22 protein-coding genes are annotated in these 17843 nt (G+C 57.5%); 19 read left to right on the top strand and 3 right to left on the bottom strand.

What is annotated here, in order from left to right; translation table 11 throughout:
• Window position 1: 1 nt before the first annotated feature.
• Entirely contained in the window at window positions 2-601 is a 600-nt protein-coding gene (locus ACR0LY_RS00625) for a hypothetical protein (RefSeq protein WP_368040134.1), read from the bottom strand.
• A gap of 200 nt (window positions 602-801) precedes the next feature.
• Between ACR0LY_RS00625 and ACR0LY_RS00620 the strand changes: the two genes are divergently transcribed.
• From ACR0LY_RS00620 to ACR0LY_RS00585, 8 genes are all read left to right on the top strand, one after another.
• Window positions 802-1014 (top strand): helix-turn-helix domain-containing protein, encoded by a 213-nt coding sequence (locus ACR0LY_RS00620; RefSeq protein ID WP_170349196.1) that lies wholly within the window; start codon window positions 802-804, stop codon window positions 1012-1014.
• Window positions 1015-1016: 2 nt separating this feature from the next.
• A complete protein-coding gene (locus ACR0LY_RS00615; RefSeq protein WP_058260737.1) occupies window positions 1017-1217 on the top strand; it encodes a hypothetical protein in 201 nt (66 codons plus the stop codon).
• 433 nt (window positions 1218-1650) lie between these two features.
• Window positions 1651-2709: an ABC transporter substrate-binding protein gene (locus ACR0LY_RS00610; RefSeq protein ID WP_170349197.1), complete on the top strand. Its 1059-nt coding sequence runs from the start codon at window positions 1651-1653 to the stop codon at window positions 2707-2709.
• Between the two features lie 46 nt (window positions 2710-2755).
• Window positions 2756-3559, top strand: a complete 804-nt coding sequence (locus ACR0LY_RS00605; RefSeq protein WP_170349198.1) for an alpha/beta fold hydrolase — start codon at window positions 2756-2758, stop codon at window positions 3557-3559.
• 12 nt (window positions 3560-3571) lie between these two features.
• A complete protein-coding gene (locus ACR0LY_RS00600; protein ID WP_170349199.1) occupies window positions 3572-4630 on the top strand; it encodes an ABC transporter substrate-binding protein in 1059 nt (352 codons plus the stop codon).
• Window positions 4631-4687: 57 nt separating this feature from the next.
• Window positions 4688-5776 (top strand): ABC transporter ATP-binding protein, encoded by a 1089-nt coding sequence (locus ACR0LY_RS00595; RefSeq protein ID WP_170349200.1) that lies wholly within the window; start codon window positions 4688-4690, stop codon window positions 5774-5776.
• On the top strand, window positions 5773-6675 hold the full coding sequence (locus ACR0LY_RS00590) for an ABC transporter permease (RefSeq protein ID WP_170349201.1): 903 nt from the start codon (window positions 5773-5775) through the stop codon (window positions 6673-6675). The genes ACR0LY_RS00595 and ACR0LY_RS00590 overlap by 4 nt, the downstream gene beginning before the upstream one ends.
• Window positions 6676-6686: 11 nt before the next feature.
• Entirely contained in the window at window positions 6687-7490 is an 804-nt protein-coding gene (locus ACR0LY_RS00585) for an ABC transporter permease (protein ID WP_170349202.1), read from the top strand.
• Window positions 7491-7498: 8 nt separating this feature from the next.
• Here the strand turns inward: ACR0LY_RS00585 and ACR0LY_RS00580 are convergent, their stop codons facing one another.
• Window positions 7499-8206 carry an IclR family transcriptional regulator gene (locus tag ACR0LY_RS00580; protein ID WP_170349203.1) on the bottom strand — a complete coding sequence of 236 codons (708 nt, stop codon included), beginning with the start codon at window positions 8204-8206 and terminating at the stop codon, window positions 7499-7501.
• A gap of 112 nt (window positions 8207-8318) precedes the next feature.
• Here ACR0LY_RS00580 and ACR0LY_RS00575 point away from each other — a divergent pair, with 112 nt between their 5' ends.
• From ACR0LY_RS00575 to ACR0LY_RS00540, 8 genes are read left to right on the top strand one after another with little or no spacing between them, the layout of a single operon-like run.
• The gene (locus ACR0LY_RS00575) at window positions 8319-9062 is read left to right on the top strand and encodes an arginase family protein (RefSeq protein ID WP_170349204.1); all 744 of its coding nucleotides are present in this window, start codon (window positions 8319-8321) and stop codon (window positions 9060-9062) included.
• A complete protein-coding gene (locus ACR0LY_RS00570; protein WP_170349205.1) occupies window positions 9055-9729 on the top strand; it encodes an arginase family protein in 675 nt (224 codons plus the stop codon). Before ACR0LY_RS00575 ends, ACR0LY_RS00570 begins: the two co-directional genes overlap by 8 nt.
• Window positions 9729-10604 carry an arginase family protein gene (locus ACR0LY_RS00565; protein WP_170349206.1) on the top strand — a complete coding sequence of 292 codons (876 nt, stop codon included), beginning with the start codon at window positions 9729-9731 and terminating at the stop codon, window positions 10602-10604. The genes ACR0LY_RS00570 and ACR0LY_RS00565 overlap by 1 nt, the downstream gene beginning before the upstream one ends.
• Window positions 10601-11611 carry an agmatinase family protein gene (locus tag ACR0LY_RS00560; protein WP_170349207.1) on the top strand — a complete coding sequence of 337 codons (1011 nt, stop codon included), beginning with the start codon at window positions 10601-10603 and terminating at the stop codon, window positions 11609-11611. Before ACR0LY_RS00565 ends, ACR0LY_RS00560 begins: the two co-directional genes overlap by 4 nt.
• Window positions 11608-12303 (top strand): hypothetical protein, encoded by a 696-nt coding sequence (locus ACR0LY_RS00555; protein ID WP_170349208.1) that lies wholly within the window; start codon window positions 11608-11610, stop codon window positions 12301-12303. Before ACR0LY_RS00560 ends, ACR0LY_RS00555 begins: the two co-directional genes overlap by 4 nt.
• Entirely contained in the window at window positions 12300-13745 is a 1446-nt protein-coding gene (locus ACR0LY_RS00550; protein ID WP_170349209.1) for an aldehyde dehydrogenase family protein, read from the top strand. Before ACR0LY_RS00555 ends, ACR0LY_RS00550 begins: the two co-directional genes overlap by 4 nt.
• A complete protein-coding gene (locus ACR0LY_RS00545) occupies window positions 13746-14942 on the top strand; it encodes a CaiB/BaiF CoA transferase family protein (protein WP_170349210.1) in 1197 nt (398 codons plus the stop codon).
• Window positions 14939-15766 (top strand): citryl-CoA lyase, encoded by an 828-nt coding sequence (locus ACR0LY_RS00540; protein ID WP_170349211.1) that lies wholly within the window; start codon window positions 14939-14941, stop codon window positions 15764-15766. Before ACR0LY_RS00545 ends, ACR0LY_RS00540 begins: the two co-directional genes overlap by 4 nt.
• A 361-nt stretch (window positions 15767-16127) precedes the next feature.
• Here the strand turns inward: ACR0LY_RS00540 and ACR0LY_RS00535 are convergent, their stop codons facing one another.
• Complete coding sequence (locus ACR0LY_RS00535; protein WP_170349212.1) at window positions 16128-16415, bottom strand: hypothetical protein; 288 nt, start codon at window positions 16413-16415, stop codon at window positions 16128-16130.
• 163 nt (window positions 16416-16578) lie between these two features.
• Between ACR0LY_RS00535 and ACR0LY_RS00530 the strand changes: the two genes are divergently transcribed.
• The 3 genes from ACR0LY_RS00530 (at window position 16579) to ACR0LY_RS00520 (ending at window position 17838) form a co-directional block, all read left to right on the top strand.
• Window positions 16579-16905 carry a hypothetical protein gene (locus tag ACR0LY_RS00530; RefSeq protein WP_058243064.1) on the top strand — a complete coding sequence of 109 codons (327 nt, stop codon included), beginning with the start codon at window positions 16579-16581 and terminating at the stop codon, window positions 16903-16905.
• 64 nt (window positions 16906-16969) lie between these two features.
• Window positions 16970-17548, top strand: a complete 579-nt coding sequence (locus tag ACR0LY_RS00525) for a lytic transglycosylase domain-containing protein (protein WP_170349213.1) — start codon at window positions 16970-16972, stop codon at window positions 17546-17548.
• The gene (locus ACR0LY_RS00520) at window positions 17548-17838 is read left to right on the top strand and encodes a TrbC/VirB2 family type IV secretion system protein (protein WP_114885057.1); all 291 of its coding nucleotides are present in this window, start codon (window positions 17548-17550) and stop codon (window positions 17836-17838) included. Before ACR0LY_RS00525 ends, ACR0LY_RS00520 begins: the two co-directional genes overlap by 1 nt.
• The last annotated feature ends 5 nt before the right edge of the window (window positions 17839-17843 follow it).

Raw genomic sequence — 17843 nt, 5'->3', positions numbered from 1 at the left:
CCTAGTAGGCCACCCACTCATATCCGTGGTTGCCCTCGTGATCTTCCCATTCAACACCGACGCCACGCCGCCAACTCGATGACGAACAACGCCGCGACGGCAGTACCCATTGCGGGGCGGCGGCTGGTGTCGTGCGGTGCCAGCCGAATTCGCCCTGCGTGCCATAGGTCCCGAGGCGCATGTTGTAGCTCTCAGAACAATCATCATCGCGACCACGTTCACGATGACTGTAGTGTCGAACATCCCAGACACGGATCGAGCGCACGAAATCGAATTCCAGACCGCTGATGTCGATATCGGCACTGCCTTCGACCACCTGAGCCAGGATGACTTGTGCGAGCTGCTGACCTGATTGGTTGCTGGCCTCCCAGATTTTCGGGGCCGTGCTTTGCAAAGGCACACGCTCAGAAACACCCATCGGACAACGCCAGATTTGCAACGGCGGCTCAATCGGCCAGGGCGTGATCCGGCGGATAAACACTGCTCGGGCGTGGGCACATTCTGCTGACGCGGGCCAACCACCGGCCAGGCAAAGCAGAATGGCGCAATCGACCTGATAGGCCTTTGCCGCCTGTGGGGCCACGGTTGAAAGAAGAGCCACGACAGCTCCGGCGCTCCAATTGCTGATAAGTCTGGACCACATATCAATAAATGCCTTTCGACCACATTACTGCATTATTGTTAGGCTACCTGGAATCCCGACCTTTACACCATATGCGAGCATAGTGTTTGTGATGCTCGCGCGCGTTTTGTGGAATATATTCCGTAGAGCGGTTCTTGTGATCTGGCCGAATAGAGGCCATGAAATTACGGGAACGAGTAGGGTTAAATGTCCGGAATCTAAGAAGTTCCAGAGGATTGAGCCAAGAACAGCTAGCTTTGGCTGCGGATGTAGATCGCAGCTATATCAGCGAGATCGAACTCGCCAAAAATTCAGCATCAATCGATGTTCTGGAGCGGATCGCACTTGCTCTCGAAATCGACCCACAAGAGTTATTAAACAAGAGGGGCTGATATTGCCCGAAATTACGAGTGTTCGCACAACGGCCGAAGCCATCGGCCGTATTTCATGCATCAAAACAGGTGAAGAAATCGGCCTTCTGTATCGCTGGGACAACGGCGAGACGCAGGCTGCGTTGCACAATGACGGCGAGCCTATAGCGCAACACAACTCAGAGCTTACCACTGAACCAGACATTGGTGGAAAACGCAGCTAACGGCCGGAAAGAGCCCAAATTGATCAACGCTGCGGCCAGGATCAAGGGGCGTAGATGGTGTGAAGCTGCCATTCAGATTTGCTGACCAACGGTATGCGAGTGAGAGATTGCGTTCGGCCTGATCCCGAAAGATGCGTCACTCGGTGGCTATGAAACTGGGGACGGAAAAGTTCGCACTCGATACCAAATTGCGCAAGATCAAAGCGAGATGGACACAGAGTATAAGGGCGTAACCCGACTTTTCACCCGCCTCTGACGCTCCGAAAACGGGAGGTTGAAACCGGCGGGGTCAAAAGAATTCTTGACTGGCTCCAGCATCACAACTAGTAGAAATGAAATGTGGTTTTGCTGAATGAAACGTTGAGGTGGTGAAAGACGGGCGCGCTCATGTCGAGGACCCGCAAGCCAACCAGCATTAGGGGAGGAGCCCGACATGATGAAAGATAACCGGAAATTGACGCTCACTGCGGGCCTTGTAGCCGGTAGTCTGGCCATGGCCACGTCTGCCTTTGCCGAAGGCGAAGTGGTGTTTTCGTCCTGGGGCGGATCATTTCAAGATGCACTTCGGGACTCCATGCTGGACCCAGCCGCAAAAAAACTGGGACTAACCATCAAGGAAGATACGACAAACGGCATCCAGGATGTGCGCGCGCAGATCACAGCGGGCGCGGTAGCCTGGGACATCACGGAACAAGCATTGTCCGACTGTGCTCGTTTGAAGCAAGAAGGGTCGCTGGAATCCATTGACTATGGCGTGGTCTCGACCGATGGCATACCTACCAGTCTCGTGGACAGCGAATGGGTAGGCCTGTTGACCTATTCGCTTGTAATCGGTTGGCAAGCTGAGAAATTTGGCGAAAACGGTCCACAGTCCTGGGCAGATTTCTGGAACACCGAAGCCTATCCCGGCACGCGTGCGATGTTTAACTCGGTGTCCCATGCACTGGAAGCGGCTCTAATGGCGGATGGTGTCGACCCGGCGGAGGTAAATTCCGTCCTGCGTAGTGAAGGCGGGGTTGATCGGGCCTTTGCCAAGCTTGAGGAGATCGCTCCCGATATCACGGTCTGGTACAGGGGCGGCTCGCAAGCGGCGCAGTTGATGGCTGATGGCGAAATCGACTTCATTCATATTGGCAACGGCCGCGCAGAAGCGCTCAATGCAGATGCAGTAACGGTTGGCTATACTTGGAACCAGGCTACGACCGATGCTGATTGCTTGTTGGTGCCCAAAGGCGCGCCAAATCGCGAAAACGCTATGCTTGTTCTCAACGAGATGCTGTCGGCCGAATCCCAAGCCCGCATGGCAGTGGCCATTTCCTACGGCCCGGCGAATTCCGGGGCATTCGAAACCGGGCTGATCCCGCCCGAACTTGCAGCCAAAAACAATGCCTCCCCTGACAACATGGAGACCCAGGTGGTCATTGACGCGAGCTTCTACGTCGAAAACTTCGCGGAACTGCAAGAGCGATTTGACGCGCTGATTCAGCAATAGAGCGAAATCGATGTGCTCCAGTCCTGTACCCAATCCGGCAGCATCTATGAACGTCCTTTTCGTTCATGGCTGGGCGTGCGGATGGCAGGACTGGAGTGGCGTCGCATCGCTCCTTCCAGATGGTGTAAACAATGGTCTTGCCAAGCTGCCTGGAAGCCCTGGTGCCGTGCCCTTGGAAGGGGCAGTCAGCCTGAGGGATTGCGCGGCTCATGTGATAGCCCATGCAAATGATCTGGGTTTTGATCGCTTTGCTCTGGTTGGGCATAGCATGGGTGCGCGGATTGCAATCGAACTGGCTGCGAATTGGCAAGCGCGCGTCTCTAGTCTTCTTTTGCTGGATGGCAGCAACGTGCCTGAAGATCCCGATGAAGCGGTTGCGCGCCTGAAGGAACAGCTTGGGCAGCTTGGGCAGCAAGAATGGGCGGAAGCTACATTCGCGACGATGATGCTAGATAATCTCGACCAGGATCAAAAGCACGATCTTGTGACCCGCGCTGCGCAATATCCAACCGAGGTTTTGCTCGCGTACTATCATGCGATGGCTGCATGGGATCGCGATCATTTTGGTTCAGCCATCGACCACCTCACCTGCCCGGTTACGATATTGCAGTCGACTTCGCTGGATGAGCACGAAGTGCGCCGACCAGTGGCGGCCTACCCTTCGTCGCTTTGGCTGGATGCCTTTCGCGCTCGGATTCCCAAAGCGACGATCAAGCTGGTGCCCGATACCGGCCATTTCTTGATGCTCGAACAGCCACGCCTGATTGCGGACTGGGTTGGAGACCTAATGCCAGTAGGCCGCGATATCCAGGAAGAGAAAATCCGATCATGTAACCAACCAAAACTTTAGGGAGAGCCTGACATGAAGAAAGAACAGAGAAGACTGTCGCTTGCAGCCAGTATTGTGGCTGGCGGCTTGGTAATGGCGGCACCTGCCTTCGCCGAAGGCGAAGTGGTGTTTGCATCATGGGGAGGCTCCTTTCAGGATGCCTTGCGTTCCGCCATGCTGGATCCCGCAGCCAGCGCATTGAATGTCACGGTCAAGGAAGATACGACAAACGGCATCCAGGACGTGCGCGCACAGATCACAGCAGGTGCCGTCGCCTGGGATGTGACCGAGCAGGACTTGCCCTCGTGCGAGACGCTCAGCCGTGAAGGTGCTCTTGAGCCGATTGATTATTCGATTGTCGACACGACGGGTATCCCGGAGGAGCTGATCCACGAAAACTACATCGGCTTCATCAACTTCACCAAGGTGATTGCCTATCGCAAGGATGCCTTTGGCGACAATGGTCCGTCCAACTGGGCAGAGTTCTGGGATCTGGAAAACTTCCCCGGCAAGCGCGGCATGCACGGCAAGGTGAACTACAACCTTGAGGCAGCCCTTATGGCCGATGGCGTGCCTATGGCAGAAGTTTACGACGTTCTGGCTACGGACGAGGGCATCGCGCGCGCCTGGGCCAAACTGGGAGAGATCGCACCCGAGGTCACCGTTTGGTATCGTGGCGGATCACAATCCGCACAATTGCTGCGTGATGGAGAAGTGGACGTGATCCACATGGGCCATAACCGCGTGGAGAGTGTTATCGCATCGGGCATTGACGTTGCTTATGCATTCGATGGTGGCACGATGGATGTTGATTGCTTGCTGGTGCCCAAAGGCGCGCCGAACGTCGAAAATGCGATGCGCCTGATCAATGAGCTGCTGAGCGCCGAAGCGCAGGCGCGGCTGGCCGTGACAATGCCGCTGGGCCCGGTCAATACGGGTGCATTCGATACCAGCATTATCTCGGAAGAGATGGCGGTCAAGGTCAACACGCATCCCGACAACTACGGCAAGCAGCTTCTGGTCGACCCGAACTTCTACATTGGCCAGCTGGGTGAGTTGACCGAAGAGTTCGACACGCTGATCCAGCAATAATCAAATTTGGCGCAGTGCATCTCGTGCTGCGCCTTTTTCGTCAGGTTAGGAGCCCCTATGTCACCTGCTGCCCAATCCCTTCCCATCGACATTTCCAACCTATGCAAGGCCTACGGTTCGGTCAAAGCGCTCGATGACGTATCGCTGAACATTGCTGCAGGTGAATTCCTGACACTGCTTGGGCCATCAGGCTCGGGCAAAACGACGCTTTTGATGGCACTGGCCGGTTTTGTACGTCCAGATGGCGGATCGCTCCGATTTGGCGGTCAGGAAATGATTGCGACGCCGCCCCATAAGCGCGGCCTCGGCATGGTTTTCCAAAGCTATGCGTTGTTCCCATTCATGACCGTGGCTGAAAACGTGGCCTATCCGCTGAAGATCCGCGGGGTTTCTAAAAGCGAACAGAAGACCCGCGCAGAGCGTGCGCTGGATACCGTGCAGCTTGGTGGCTATGGAGATCGACGTATCACTCAATTGTCGGGCGGCCAGCGGCAGCGTGTGGCTCTTGCCCGCGCCATGGTTTTCGAGCCGCAGATCATCCTCATGGATGAACCCCTGTCCGCGCTCGACAAGAAGTTGCGCGAACATATGCAGATTGAACTGAAAGCGCTCCATGAAAAATTGGATGCGACCGTTGTCTATGTAACCCATGATCAGCGCGAAGCACTGACGATGTCAGACAGGATCGCGGTGGTAAACCATGGGCGGATCGAGCAGGTTGAGACACCTGAGCGGCTGTATCGCCAGCCTCACAGTTTCTTTGTGGCGGATTTCATCGGTGAATCCATTTCGGCGCCGGTGAACGTGGCCAATAACGCGGCACAACTTGGCGGGCGCGTGTTGAAGTCCGGCTTACCAATTGCCGAGGGCAGTGGAGGTCATCGCCTGGTGATCCGCCCCGAGTTGTTGGAGGTCACCGCGGGCGCTGTGCCTGAAACTGCTAATGATTTGTCTGGCCGGGTGAGCGACATCATTTATCAGGGCGACAGCGTTCTGGTCATCGTACAGCACGACAGCGCGGGCCAGATCAATGTACGCGTCCCTGCCAATCGCGCCGGCCAAACGGGTCTGCCCTCCAAGGGAGAGCGCATCGGCCTTGCCCTGCATCCCGAAGATACAATCATCGTACCGGAGCATGTATCATGAGCGTCGCCGAGTCTTATGGGACAGCTCAGACGCTTCAGAACGCAAGCACGCTCAAATCCGAAGAGCGCCGTGAGCGCCTGACATTTTTTGGCCTTTCGCTGCCCGCGGTTCTAGCAATTCTGATCGTCGTGTTTCTGCCAATTTTCTGGCTGTCTTCGCTGTCGTTTTACAATGCGGCCGGCGAGTTGAGCTTGGAGAACTACGAACGCATTTTCAAAAGCGCACTGTATCGACGGACCTTTGTTGTCACCTTTCAGATAAGCATCGCCGTGACGGTGATTTGTGTGCTGCTTGGGTATCCGCTGTGCTACTGGCTGACTCGGCTGCCGGACAGAACAGCTGCAATTCTGATGGTTTTCGTGCTGGTCCCGTTCTGGACGTCGGTTCTGGTGCGAACCTACGCCTGGCTGGTGCTGTTGCAGCGCAATGGCATCATCAATTCGTCGCTGATGTCGATGGGCATAATTGATGAACCGCTGCAGCTGGCGCACAACCTCACGGGGTCAATCATTGGCATGGTACATATCATGCTGCCGTTTCTGGTTCTGCCGCTTTACGCCACCATGCGCAACATTGATACCGACTTGGTTCGGGCGGCTGTGGGGCTTGGTTCCAGCCCGCGCGGGGCATTCTGGCGAGTGTTTTTTCCGATGTCGCTGCCGGGCCTTTTTGCCGGCATCGTGCTGGTTTTCATCCTGTCGCTAGGGTTCTTCGTCACACCTGCTTTGCTGGGCGGTGGCCGTGTTCAGATGTTGGCGCAACGGATCGAAAGCACCATCACGGTCTATTCCAATTGGGGAGCCGCATCCGCCTTGGGCGTTGTCCTGCTGCTGCTTGCACTGGCGATGATCTGGTTGATGAACCGGGTCTTCGGCCTCGACAAACTCTTCATGCGCTAGGGATCGGAATAATGGAACAAGTCGGACAACGCAAAATTGACGGGCTGTGGCTGACGGTGGTTGGCATTGCAGTGCTGTTCTTTCTGATCCTGCCCACGCTTATCGTGATCCCGATGTCGTTTTCGGGGGCCTCGTTTCTGGAGTTCCCACCCACGTCGTTTTCGTTTCGCTGGTACGAGGCCTATTTCACCTCGCCGGAATGGATGAGCGCCACAAAGACCTCGTTGATAGCAGCGGCATTGACTACGGCGATTGCGACACCTTTGGGTTCACTTTGTGCCTATGGCCTGCATTGTTGCACTCCGCGGATCAGAAACTCGGCACAGATCCTCGTGATCATGCCCATTGTCGTACCGGTGATCTTGATCGCTGTCGGCGTGTTCAGCCTTTATGCCAAGCTGGGGCTCAACTACACGCTTGCCGGGATTGTGATCGCCCATACCGCGCTGGCATTGCCGTTTGTGATCGTGACCGTGATGTCAGGCTTGCAGAACTATGATTTTGATCAGGAACTGGCAGCGCGTAGCCTCGGGGCATCGCGGGCATATGCCCTGTGGACGGTGACGGTTCCGCAAGTCAAATTTTCGATACAGACCGGTGCCTTCCTCGCCTTCATCACGTCACTGGATGAAGTGGTGATTTCGATGCTGGTCTCGGGCGGGGAAAATGCCACGATTACCCGCCGCATGTTCAATTCGCTGCGTGACCAGCTTGATCCGACCATTGCAGCGATCTCTACCTGTCTAATTATCGTGTCAGTCTCGGCGCTCATCGGCGTGCAGTTGATTGGCCGCAGCAAGAATGTTGATAAATGATGGACTCGTTATCTTTCACCGATCTCGGTCCGGATCTGGCGGGCGGCATCAAGCACCATAGTGCGATAGCCCTCGACGGCGGCTTCGTCGAAGCGAACCCGCAAACCCGACAGGCTGACCGCACCCAGCAGCTCGCCTTCGGACCCAAGAACCGGGACCGACAAACCAGCGACGTCCGGATCACGTTCACCGAGACTGAGATAATATCCGGCCTCTCGGATTCTGGCGGCCTGTTTGCCCTGCCCGATAGAATAGGCATCCAGCACCCGGCCCGACGAGCCCATGTTCAGCGGAATGATTTCACCTTCCTGAATGTGATCGCGCGCCAGCCTAGGCGAGTTGACCCGGTAGAGGCAGACACCGGAATTGCCGCGTTGCACGTAAAACGACGCGCTTTCCCCCGTGGCATTCACCAGTTCCGCCAGCACCGGGCGCACAATAGGCCCCATGCGCAGGTTCTGACGAAATACGGACCCAAGACGCCACAAAGACGGCCCGAGGTGAAACAGGCCTTCGGCGTCTCGCGTAATATGGCCAAACTTTTCCAGCGAGACGCTCAAACGCAGGATTGTCGCTTTGTTGACACCACTGCGGTCCGCGACCTCTTTCAGAGAAAGACCCGCATCGCCGGGCTCAAAGCTGTCCAGAACACGCAATGCACGTTCAACCGCTTCGACACCACCATTTGTGTCCGGGGCTTGGGGTTTGTTGGGCATAGGCAGACCTTTCGACGCAGTTCCGCGCCCATGTGTAGCGAGTTCGGGCGCAATTTGAAATCGCATTTCGTGAAGGTATCTGACGATGAATAATGCACAAAAACGATGGATAATGACCGGATATGCCGGTCTGCCCTTTGGCGAGTTTTCGCAATGTGAGGCGGGCAATGTCGGGGTTTTGGGTGTTCCAAGCGAAGTCGATAGCGGGCCGCGTATCGGGGCCTCACTGGCACCGGATGCGCTGCGCAGGATGTCACAACAGCTTGGGACCGGTCTGCCTGTAAATGGCCGGGATATTGGAAATCTGAACCTGTCGGGCGATTGGTCCGTCACTTTGATGCAGCTTGTGACGCAGATGGTGGATCACGGCGTTGTGCCAGTTGTTCTGGGTGGCGCATCAGAAGTTGCCTCGGCAGTGCTGGGGGCCCTGCCTGACCTGCCGGTTGTCGCGGCCATGCCGCTCGCCCGGGGTGATGTTGCGGCGCGGCCTGCAAACACGATCTGGGTGGGTTTGAACGGCGAGCAGCCTGCCGATGTATGGGATCAGATCGACCAGCGCTCGATGGCCTGGTGTACCGCCCGGCAGCTGGATGAAGGGCGCGGCGACTTTTATGACATTCCCGAGCGCGCTGTTCTCTGGATTGACATATCGGTCATTGATCTGGGGCATGCAGCAGGGTGCGTCGGCCTTAACCCCGGCGGTATGAAGCCCGAAACGCTGGTGTCCGTTATCGGCTCAATGTCCTGTAGCTGGCAGGCGATTGCGATCACTGGCCTTGCGCCTGCGCTCGATACCCGGGGTATTTCGGAACTGGCGGCCATCGAAACCCTAAACGCGGCGTTGCACGATGGGTGAAGCGGCGCACATACGGTTCGACACAATCCCAAGTTTTCTGGGCGCATCTGTTGGCGATCTGGAAGATCTCGTGCCCGGGCAGGTTGCGATGGCAGGGTACTTTTGTGACAATCTCGATCGACCAGCGGCAGGGCAACGCTACCTCGCACGGCAGTTGCGATATGCCTCCCGTCCCGGAAAGCCCCCGGAAAACGCGATTGATCTGGGGGATGTGAACGTATTTCCGCTTGAGCCGAACAAGCACTTTTCCGCAGTCATTGCACAATGCGAGGCGGTTCTGGAAACCGGTGCGCGCATGGTGCTGGTTGGCGGTGATTCCAGCGGTTTGAAGGCACTTGGCAGCGCTGCAAAAAATGCCACGGGTACGGATGTTCCTGTCATTCCGGTCGCAGGGGAAAATGCGGGCGATCTGCCCCATACTCAACCGGTCATCCTATCTGTGGATTTACAACAGCTTGCGGCCAACTGGGTATCGAAACCACGTTGCCTGACCGGGCTGTCGCCGGAACAGATGATCGCGCGAATCGACGCCACCGCCGGCAAAATCATCGCTGCAGCCGTTTTCGGGCTTGCCCCGGAATTGGACAATCGTGGCAGAACTGAAACCCTCGCGGCACTGTCGATCTTGCAAGCGGTGACTGAGCGCCTTGAGAGAGGAGTAGGCTGATGCCTTTAAGGTCGGCTCCATTGCCACGCATGGCAGGGCATCTGTCATTCATGCGTGCGCAGACCAAAGCAATCGGTGATGTCAGGTCCGGCGATCTGGCGGTACTGGGTGTCCCGTTTGAAGACACAAGCGCAGCGCATGCTGGGCAATCCCTGGCGCCGCGTGCCTTGCGCGAGACCTCGGTCTATTTCGGTTGGCACGCAAACCCGCAATTCAGTCACCCCGTAGATATCGATGCACGTCAAGACATCAGCACCGACGGACTACACGAGCGGTTATGTGACCTCGGAGATATCGCGCGCGGGTCCGAGGACGCGATCCATGCGGCATTGAAGGCGGCAACGCGTCATGTCAGCCGCAATGGTGCCTGCGCCATAATATTGGGTGGGTCAGATCGCCTGTCCAAGACAGTGCAGAGCGCGCTGCCTGAGTGTCAGACTGTGCAGCTTGGCGGTACGCCAGATGATGCGCGCGACTTTCATGTATCGCCCCTGCCAAACGGGGGTGGCACGACCTGCAGCCAAAACACTGCCGCGCAGCTTGCCGCGTTTTCCAGGTGGCGGGATGTATCAAAGCCGCTGTGTGTGCAGTTTGATCTGTCCGTGTTTGAAACATCGCTCAGCGCGCTTTGTGATCGGCCCCGTTTGGGAGGCTGCGACCTTGATACAGTGGTGCAATGGCTCAGCGCCCTGGGACAGCACGAGGTCAGTGCCATCATGTTGACCGGTCTGAACCCGAGCAGGCCCGGAATGGGTGTGGTGAAGGTTGGCCAACGACTGATGGTCACGGCTCTTCTGGCATTCATCTATGCGCGCCTCGGTTTTGGGATTGACCGACCGGTGCGCCCAATTCCCAAGGAAAATGTACTGACATGACTGCAACGAATACCACATTTCACCCGCCTCTGTCACAACCGGGATATCGGCTGTTTGATGGGCATTTGCGCGACGTGGACGAGGTCGGTCCCGATAAGATCGGCGTGGTCGGCATGCCGAGCGACTGGACACATTCCAGCCGCCTTGGCACAAGGTTCGGCCCCGAAGCATTGCGCAGGGCGACAAGTCTTCTGCAATCTTTGCGTCCGCAGGGAGCCAGCTTTGATCCCGATACAAGCCGCCGTACCGTGCCTGCAACCGATTGGCTGATCGATTGCGGCGACGCAGAGATCACAGCGCAGGACGTTGACGCAACAACCGAAGCCATCGCCGCAATGATCGAAACGCTGACCGTTGCCGGGGCGATCCCACTGGCACTGGGCGGTGATCACTATAACAGCTTCCCGGCCTGTCTGGGCTATTCCCGTGGGCTGACCAAACGTTCGCCAAACGCGCGCTTCGGATATATCCAGATCGATGGTCATCTCGATTTCTCCGACCGGCTGGGGGCGTGGGGCAGCCACAACCATGCAACCAACGCGCGCCGGATTTCCGAACTGCCCAACATCGATGTCTCCAATATGGTCTGGATCGGCATCACGGGCTGGGTCGATGGCGGCGATCTTGCACTTATCGAAGAGCAGGGCGGACGGGTGTTTTCATCTGGCGAGGTGCAAAAACTCGGCGCGGCCGAGGTGGTGCGTCAGGCGCTTGCACATGCCATGCAGGGCTGCGACGAGCTCTATCTTTCAATCGACATCGACGCTATGGACGCCGGCTACCTTCCCGGCACAGGCTCCATCGTGCACAGCGGCATTACACCGCGACAATACTACGATCTGCTGGATGGACTGGCCGAGGCCCCCTTGGGCGGGTTGGACATTGTCGAGGTCTCACCACCGCTTGATCCCTCACAGCGCACCGAATTCCTGTCGGCGGAAATGCTGTTCCGGATTCTGCGCCGCTTCCGCACGCGACCTGTGACTGGGCCGGTGGCGGAGCAATGATGGAGTATATCGGAACCCGTCAAATGGGCGGGCTATCACATGCAGGAGAAATCCTTGCCCCGGCAACCCGGCCTTGGATCACGGATCTTGCAGCGCTTTGCCCTTACGAGGGTCTTCAACCCGGTAACCTCCCGGAATTTGAACGTGACCCGGATTGGGACAACTGGGCGCTCACGGACAGCCCCAAGGACCCGACAAAACGCCTGAACTGGCATGTGTTTCAGGACGTGAGATCTCGGCTGATGGTCGCCGACCGGATGCTTATGAGCCGCATCAGCTGGCAGGATCTGGATGATGCAGGGTTTGTCTTTGGAAAGGCCGTGTCGATTGATGGCAGACCGTTTCGCTGCCGGTTGCTGACCGGCGGTGATACGCCCTGTGATGACCCCTATCAGGGGGCAACCCGGCCCAATGAATGGGATGCGTTGGTGGGTGGCGGCGGCGCGTCAAACGCGCCTCGACCGAATCCGGCCGACAGTGCAGCCCCGCTTGGCCCGGATCATCTGACCTCGCCACATAACCGTGTGTGGAACTGGTTTGGGGCGGTCAGCTGGACGGCCGAACCCGTCGCCAGCCGTGCAGACGGGCGGGTCTGCCGGGGCTATCATGGCCCGACCTATTTTTACGTGAACACTGTGGACCACCGGCATGAAGATATCGGGTGGCGTCCAGTCCTTGAGGAAGTGCTATGACTTCAGACCCATTTCCCAACTATATCGCCGGATCATGGGCCGCTGGCAGTGGTGCTGTTCCAAACATCAACCCGTCTGACCTGAACGACACGATTGGTGATTATGCGCAGGCCAGTGCCGCGCAGACTGCCGATGCGATCGAGGCCGCCGCTGCCGCCTTTCCGAAATGGCGCGCGACATCGCCACTGGTCCGGTTCGATGCATTGGACCGGATCGGGTCGGAAATCCTTGCCCGTGTAGACGAGTTGGGCGACATGTTGGCCCGTGAAGAGGGCAAAACCCTGCCCGAGGCCAAGGCCGAAGCGCATCGCGCCGGGCATCTGTTCAAATACTTCGCGGCCGAAGCATATCGTGCAACGGGCGATACTTATCAATCTTTGCGCGAAGGTGTGTCTCTTAAAGTTCTGCGCGAACCGATTGGCGTCGTAGGCGTGATCACGCCCTGGAATTTCCCGCTGGCGATCCCGGCATGGAAAATTGCGCCCGCCCTGGCCTATGGCAACACGGTTGTGTTCAAACCTGCCGAACTGGTGCCCGGATCGGCATGGATGCTGTCCGACATCATTTCCCGTGCGGGCCTGCCCGAGGGTGTGTTCAACCTTGTGATGGGCAAAGGCCGTGAGGTTGGGCAGGCGATCGTTACACATCCCAAAGTCTCTGGGGTCACGTTCACCGGCTCGACACCTGTCGGTCGCAATATGGGGGCTGCGCTGTTCGCCCGCGGGGCCAAAATGCAGCTTGAAATGGGGGGCAAGAACCCATTGATTGTGCTGGATGATGCGGATCTGGATCTGGCGGTTCACTGCGCATTACTGGGCAGCTTTTTCTCAACCGGCCAACGATGCACGGCCTCATCCCGCCTGATCGTCACAGAAGGGATACACGACGCATTTGTGGATCGTCTTTGCGCGGCGATGAATGATCTCAGGATCGGTGATGCGCGTGCGCCGGATACGCAAATCGGCCCGGTGGCAAGTGAGGCGCAGCTGGCCATCGACAAAAGCTACATCGAGGGAGCCGTGGCGAACGGCGCAACGCTTGCTGCAGGAGGCAGCGATGTCAGATTGAATACTCCCGGACATTACCTTGCTCCGGCCCTGTTTACCGATGTGTCACCACAGGCAGCCGTCGCGCGTGACGAGATATTTGGGCCCATCGCCGCTGTGTTACGTGTTCCAGATTATGATGCCGCCCTTGCCACCGCCAACGACTGCGAATTCGGATTGTCTGCGGGCATCGTCACTCGGGATACGGCCAAGATCGACCATTTCTCGCAGCACGCTGAGGCAGGTATGATCCAGGTCAATCTGCCCACTGCAGGCATGGATTTCCACGCCCCGTTTACGGGTCGAAAAGGATCATCCTTTGGCGCGCCGGAAAAAGGCAGCTATTGCCGCGAGTTTTTCACCGCAGCCAAGGTTGTACATGAGGGTCGAGGATAAATGGCACAGTCACCGCTTAAAGGCATTCGTGTCCTTGATCTGACCAATGTGCTGGCCGGTCCGTTCTGCTGTCACCATCTGGCGCATTTGGGGGCCGAAGTCATCAAGGTCGAGGCCGTCGGACGGGGCGATCTCGCCCGCCAACTGGGGGCTGACCCAGAGCTGAACAAGGCCAACATGGGTGTGTCCTTTCTGGCCCAGAACGCGGGTAAGAAATCGGTCACGGTCAATCTGAAGAACGCATGGGGTCGAGAGATTTTTCTGAAACTCGTCGAAACGGCAGATGTGGTGGTGGAAAACTTCCGGCCCGGCGTTATGACGCGCCTCGGCGTGGGCTACGAGACGCTAAAGGAGGTCAATCCGACGCTGATTTACTGTGCCATCTCCGGCTTTGGCCAGGAGGGCCCATGGATTCGCCGCCCGGCCTATGATCAGATCATCCAGGGCACTTCGGGTGTAATGTCGATTACCGGGAATGACAAAAGCGCGCCATTGCGGGTTGGATATCCGGTGGCAGACACCGTGGGCGGTATCACCGCAGCCTTCGCGATTTCTTCTGCCCTAAACGCCAATCCGCGCGGAACGTTCATTGATGTGTCGATGCTGGAATCGGTGCTGGCGACAATGGGTTGGGTGGTGTCGAACTATCTTATCGCGGGAGTCATTCCGACCGCCAACGGCAATGAGAATCCCACTTCGGCGCCTTCTGGTGCGTTTGAGGCCGAGGGCGGGTTAATCAACATCGCCGCAAACAAGGACCAGCAATGGGAGCTTCTGACGGACCATCTGGGATTGGGCGCGCTGCGCGAACGCCCTGAATATGCCACGCGTGAGGATCGCAAACGCAACAGACTGGCCTTGAAAGCAGAGCTTGAGGCGGTGCTAAAGACCCGCCCACCGCGCGACTGGGCCAAGGAGCTCAATAGTATCGGCGTACCGTCAGGTGCGGTTTTGACAGTACCGGAAGTACTGGAAATGCCGCAAGTTGCAGACCGTGGATTCCTCAGTCAGTTTGAAAACGTCCCCGGCGTCGGAAGAGACATAGAGGTGGCCACGACCGGGATCAAACTGGACGGCAGCGCACCCACTGTCGATGCGCCCCCGCCCACATTGGGGCAGCACAACACTGAAATCTGGGGTGAGTTGGGACTTTCACCAGAAGACATAGAAAAACTGGCAAAGGAAGGCGCGATATGACGGCCCCCTCGGAACCCAAAGATGCCGATGACATGCGCCATTGGTGGCGCACTGCAATTATCGACATGGCTCCTGGGCGGATCGCCTTTCGCGGCCACCCGATCCAGAATCTTATTGGGTCTGTCAGCTTTGCTCAGATGATCTGGCTCATGGTGCGGGGCGATATGCCAACGCCAGAACAGGCGGCGCTTTTTGAATGTGCGCTGGTGGCAGGCGTGGATCATGGTCCGCAAGCGCCTTCGATTGCCGCCGCTCGTATGGCCGCGACCTGTGGGCTGGGGCTTAACAACGTCATTGCCACCGGGGTCAACATGCTGGGTGATGTGCATGGCGGCGCAGGTGAACAATGCGCCGAACTTTATTTTGACGTCGCCAAACGGATCGATGACGGCGCTGAACAGGAAACTGCCGTCCGCGACGGTATCGCCGCTTGGCGCGAGGAACATGGCAAGATTGTCTCGGGCTTTGGACACCGTTTCCACAAGCCCGTCGATCCCCGTGCACCAAGGTTGATGGCACTCGTACGCGAGGCCGCAAAGTCTGGCACGGTGGATGGGCGGTTTGCCGACATCGGTGAGGCCGTTCAGGCGGAAATCGGACGCAAGCGCGGTACTGAGATCGCAATGAATATCGATGGGGCCACGGCGGTTATCTTTTGCGAGCTGGGTTTTCCACCGCCGCTTTCACGCGGTTTTTTCTGTCTCTCCCGCTCGGTCGGCATCTTGTCTCATGGCTGGGAACAGATGCAGCAGGGCGGCCGGAACAAAGGACCAATGCCCCCGCGCTATCTGCCCGAATACACTGGTGTCAAATCGGAAAGCTAAGACGATGAAACCTCTGAGGACCGGGTCTATCTGTAGCAGTCGGGTCAGCGGCATCTATTCCAAGACACTGGAAAATATTATGCGGTTGAAGCTATGGCCTGTTCCAGTCTCGCACCGCAGATCGAGGGGCAATTGTTAGATATCAAAGGTCGCGCTATCCAGATGAACATTGATGGCGCGACCGCTGCAAATTACGCCACACCTGGCTTTAAAGCTCCACTCGCGCACGGAATGTTCTGACGTCAGCGAAGAGAAAACAAGCGGCCATTGGTGCGAACGCAGCGAATTTACCTTTTGTCCGCGTTGGCGACCTTCGCGGCAGCTTTGTTGAACGGCAGCTTTCTCTAATTGAGGACGGGTATCATTTCCTCATGTCGTCCAGGAATTCCAGAACGCGCACATAGTCTCCACTGACCACGCGCGCTTGTTCGAAGACCTCTCGCCTCTGCTGATTTAGGCAACGGAAGTATCGTTCGACATCGGTAAAATAGGTCTCCGCATCGCGCCTCAACAAGTCAGCATATACCCGCACGTCGCTGGCAGTGTTCGGCATCCAAGGCGGCGCAGGCGGCAGGCAAGTGCCCGCAATCGCGGCAGAACCCCAGCTCAGAACGACCATAACCGCCCATGTTTGTTTCAAAAGCGCCATATTATCTTGGCTCAGCCACTCCGTTGCAGTAAATTTGTTTCAACGCATGAAGGGCGCAATAACTCAAATTGCACCTATTGATTGCATAATTATAATATTGTATCGGTTCGGTAGTCCATGAGGGACTGCCGGGCCAATGCACAATTCTGCAAGGCTCGATCCTATGAATTTGATGCAAGACGCCCCCAATGTTGTCAGTGAAGACGGGCTGCGCACACTGCTTGCCGAGGGTCATTCGGCGGATGTTGTGTGCCGGGTTACGCCCAAACGTACAGGTGCTCAGTGGTCCGGAGTTTGGACCGTGCATTGCGTCTCGCCAGATGGCGAGACGCGTCGCCTGCTCGTTACAGCACGCAACAACATGGCTGCCCGAGAGTTCAAGACAATCAACGGCTTGTCCAGCTTCCTTGCTGGCCTTGGCGTTTCGATCGTTTCGATCCCCATGTTCGAAGGCAAGATCGCCTCACACAAGCTGGACGACGCGGGCTAAGCCACTTGCCGTCCTCGCAGCATTCCTTGCTGCCCCGGCCTATTCTGAAGGCTTCGTGCTTTCCATGCGGGCCGATGGCCAGCTGGAGACCAAATCACCCCAATCAGGTTTTGCACAAAGCTACGTCGACGGGATTGGTGCAAACCCGCCAGAGCTGATCGTATTAGCAGCGCCGGAGCCTGAGTCTCCGCCTCCTACACCCGCCCGCGCAGCTCCCCGCCCTGAAATCCTTGCAGCCCTTGAAAGTACCGCGCATCGATATGGCGGGCACCCGGCGTTGCGTCGCGCGGGTCTGTCGGTGACGGAATGGCAGGCCCTCTTCCAAGCCAATATCGAGATCGAAAGCGCCTATCGACCAACTGCGCGCAGCTCGGCAGGCGCGATCGGCCTCGGTCAGTTGATGCCCGCGACGGCCGCGCAGCTCGGCGTCGATCCGCATGATTGGCAGGCCAACCTCGACGGGTCCGCCCGCTACCTTCTGATGATGTTGGCACAGTTCGGCACGCCCGAACTCGCGCTTGCCGCATACAACGCGGGACCAGACGCGGTCACGCGCTATGGCGGCATCCCTCCCTACCGAGAAACCCAAAATCATGTGCGCCGCGTCATGGCCGTGCGTGACCGACTGACTGGAGCCTCCTGATGCACATACAATTTCGTACGATCCTGTCGCTGGCTCTGGCCAGTCTAATGATTGCCAATCCCGCCTTGGCGCAGAGCATCGACCTCTCGCCGGTTCAGAACCTGCTGCAGGGCATCGTCGACACGATCACCGGGCCCTTGGGTATTGTCATCGGCACCTTGGCTTTGATCGGCGTGTTTCTCTCCTGGCTGTTCGGCATTCTGGATTTCCGCCAAGCTCTTTGGGTGCTGGTCGCTATCGCAGGCATTGCAGCTGCACCTACCATCGTGACCGCGATCTGGGGCGCGTAAATTCG

The organism is Ruegeria sp. BC5 (genome assembly GCF_056539205.1).
This window is presented reverse-complemented; position numbering and strand designations above follow the sequence as displayed.

Excerpts from the sequence above, each read along its gene's own strand:
- ACR0LY_RS00565 (WP_170349206.1), top strand. The coding sequence starts at position 9,729 with ATGCCTTTAAGGTCGGCTCCATTGCCACGCATGGCAGGGCATCTGTCA.
- ACR0LY_RS00605 (WP_170349198.1), top strand. The coding sequence starts at position 2,756 with ATGAACGTCCTTTTCGTTCATGGCTGGGCGTGCGGATGGCAGGACTGG.
- ACR0LY_RS00570 (WP_170349205.1), top strand. The coding sequence starts at position 9,055 with ATGGGTGAAGCGGCGCACATACGGTTCGACACAATCCCAAGTTTTCTG.
- ACR0LY_RS00560 (WP_170349207.1), top strand. The coding sequence starts at position 10,601 with ATGACTGCAACGAATACCACATTTCACCCGCCTCTGTCACAACCGGGA.
- ACR0LY_RS00620 (WP_170349196.1), top strand. The coding sequence starts at position 802 with ATGAAATTACGGGAACGAGTAGGGTTAAATGTCCGGAATCTAAGAAGT.
- ACR0LY_RS00545 (WP_170349210.1), top strand. The coding sequence starts at position 13,746 with ATGGCACAGTCACCGCTTAAAGGCATTCGTGTCCTTGATCTGACCAAT.
- ACR0LY_RS00610 (WP_170349197.1), top strand. The coding sequence starts at position 1,651 with ATGATGAAAGATAACCGGAAATTGACGCTCACTGCGGGCCTTGTAGCC.
- ACR0LY_RS00540 (WP_170349211.1), top strand. The coding sequence starts at position 14,939 with ATGACGGCCCCCTCGGAACCCAAAGATGCCGATGACATGCGCCATTGG.
- ACR0LY_RS00520 (WP_114885057.1), top strand. The coding sequence starts at position 17,548 with ATGCACATACAATTTCGTACGATCCTGTCGCTGGCTCTGGCCAGTCTA.
- ACR0LY_RS00580 (WP_170349203.1), bottom strand. The coding sequence starts at position 8,206 with ATGCCCAACAAACCCCAAGCCCCGGACACAAATGGTGGTGTCGAAGCG.
- ACR0LY_RS00550 (WP_170349209.1), top strand. The coding sequence starts at position 12,300 with ATGACTTCAGACCCATTTCCCAACTATATCGCCGGATCATGGGCCGCT.
- ACR0LY_RS00525 (WP_170349213.1), top strand. The coding sequence starts at position 16,970 with ATGCGGGCCGATGGCCAGCTGGAGACCAAATCACCCCAATCAGGTTTT.
- ACR0LY_RS00575 (WP_170349204.1), top strand. The coding sequence starts at position 8,319 with ATGACCGGATATGCCGGTCTGCCCTTTGGCGAGTTTTCGCAATGTGAG.
- ACR0LY_RS00585 (WP_170349202.1), top strand. The coding sequence starts at position 6,687 with ATGGAACAAGTCGGACAACGCAAAATTGACGGGCTGTGGCTGACGGTG.
- ACR0LY_RS00590 (WP_170349201.1), top strand. The coding sequence starts at position 5,773 with ATGAGCGTCGCCGAGTCTTATGGGACAGCTCAGACGCTTCAGAACGCA.
- ACR0LY_RS00595 (WP_170349200.1), top strand. The coding sequence starts at position 4,688 with ATGTCACCTGCTGCCCAATCCCTTCCCATCGACATTTCCAACCTATGC.
- ACR0LY_RS00555 (WP_170349208.1), top strand. The coding sequence starts at position 11,608 with ATGATGGAGTATATCGGAACCCGTCAAATGGGCGGGCTATCACATGCA.
- ACR0LY_RS00530 (WP_058243064.1), top strand. The coding sequence starts at position 16,579 with ATGAATTTGATGCAAGACGCCCCCAATGTTGTCAGTGAAGACGGGCTG.
- ACR0LY_RS00600 (WP_170349199.1), top strand. The coding sequence starts at position 3,572 with ATGAAGAAAGAACAGAGAAGACTGTCGCTTGCAGCCAGTATTGTGGCT.
- ACR0LY_RS00535 (WP_170349212.1), bottom strand. The coding sequence starts at position 16,415 with ATGGCGCTTTTGAAACAAACATGGGCGGTTATGGTCGTTCTGAGCTGG.